The sequence below is a fragment of the Neochlamydia sp. EPS4 genome (genome assembly GCF_000813665.1).
In the GTDB taxonomy this organism is placed as follows: domain Bacteria; phylum Chlamydiota; class Chlamydiia; order Chlamydiales; family Parachlamydiaceae; genus Neochlamydia.
Genome location: NZ_JSDQ01000105.1, coordinates 1 through 1868, shown reverse-complemented (window position 1 = coordinate 1868; position 1868 = coordinate 1). Strand labels below are relative to the sequence as shown.

The following is a 1868-nucleotide window of genomic DNA, read 5'->3' as shown; positions in this document are numbered from 1 at the left end:
GGTGCGCCACAGGCGCACAAAGAAGTTCAATATGAACTAAAACTTTGTGCTTAAGCTGTACAAATGATGGAGAAGGCCCTCCGAAGTCGGTTTTCAGGAACGGGCTTCAAACCACCTTAAGCTGCCATTATTAAGAGTAATGGTAGTGAGCATTAAGGAAAAGTCGAGATAAAACTTGGAAGGTATGAATCAGAAAGACGAATAAACCTGAACCATTGTTGACGCGTCGTAAACCAGAGATTTGATGTCAAAAGCAGGGGCGCGCCTATCTTCTGTAAAGAATCTACAAGATACCTGATTACTGTGTAGATGGCATCCGGCGTAAAGATGGCGTGAGTCTGATTTGGGCGTTTGTACGGAACTGTGGGAACCAGTCACTTGGATGATAAGGGAGAAATTCAAATGACTAAAATCATAAGAATGAGAGTACCGATGCCAAGAACTGGGGCGGAACAACCTGTAGTAGCGAAGAAGGCTGGTAATGCGGCGGGAGCAAAGAGGTTGGATTAAGTGGTAACATTCATTATTCAACTAGATTTCTAGGAGGAAATCGTGAGTGAAACAAAACCTTTTATTATTTCTAAAACACTTGTTATGGAGGCCTATAAACTTGTAAAAGCAAACGCAGGAGCAGCTGGCATAGATCAGCAAACGCTAGAGGATTTCGATCGAAACCTTAAAAGCAATCTTTATAAAATCTGGAATAGGATGTCCTCGGGAAGCTATTTTCCACCGCCTGTAAAGGCCGTTTCAATACCAAAGAAAAGTGGTGGAGAAAGAATCTTGGGAATACCTACAGTAAGTGACAGAATAGCTCAAATGATTGTAAAGCTGATGTTTGAACCAACAGTAGAGCCCCATTTTCACCAAAATTCTTATGGATATAGGCCGAATAAATCAGCCTTAGATGCTGTAGGAATCACTAGGCAAAGATGTTGGAAATACGATTGGGTGCTGGAATTTGATATCAAAGGCCTATTTGACAATATAGATCATGACCTTCTAATGAAAGCGGTAAGAAAACATACAGATAACAAATGGGTTATTTTATACATTGAAAGATGGCTAAAAGCACCCCTTCAATTAAAAGATGGAATTCTTGTGATAAGAAATGCAGGAGTGCCTCAAGGAGGAGTGATTAGCCCAGTGCTTGCCAATCTATTTCTTCATTATGTCTTTGACACCTGGATGACAAGGAAATATCCTCGCATGCCATGGTGCAGGTATTCTGATGATGGATTAATACACTGTAACACAGAACAAGAGGCTCAACACCTCCTAACAAATCTAAAGAAACGATTTGAAGAATGTAGCTTGATGCTTCATCCAGATAAAACAAAGATTATTTACTGTAAAGATGGAAGCCGTAAGGGAAAGTACGAGGAAACCAAATTTGATTTCCTAGGCTATACCTTTCGGCCAAGACTGGTCAAAAACAGTAAACGAAATAGCATGTTTATAAGTTTTACACCAGCAGTAAGCCAAGCGGCGCTAAAATCTATGAAAACAACCACTAGGCAATGGAATATAAGAAATAGAACAGATTTAGAACTTGGAGATATAGCCAGAATGTATAATCCAGTTATCAGAGGATGGTTGGCATACTATGGGAAATATTCTCCATCAGCTCTTTACCAATTCTGCAGACATTTCAATAAGACACTAGTGGCTTGGGGAATGCGTAAATACAAGGAACTTGCAGGTCATAAAACAAGAACGACTATCTTTATAGGAAAGATAGTAAAGGAAAACCCAGAGTTATTTGTACACTGGAATAAAGGAATGATAGGAGCGTTTGCTTAATTGGGAGCGGTATGAATTGAGAGGTTCCTGTACCGTTCTAAGAGAGGCTTGTGGGGAAGTTCCAC

Annotated in this window: 1 protein-coding gene; it reads left to right on the top strand. The window is 40.1% G+C overall.

From position 1 onward, the window contains the following. Window positions 1–552: 552 nt before the first annotated feature. A complete protein-coding gene (gene ltrA, locus DB42_RS10040; protein ID WP_080502840.1) occupies window positions 553–1803 on the top strand; it encodes a group II intron reverse transcriptase/maturase in 1251 nt (416 codons plus the stop codon). The last annotated feature ends 65 nt before the right edge of the window (window positions 1804–1868 follow it).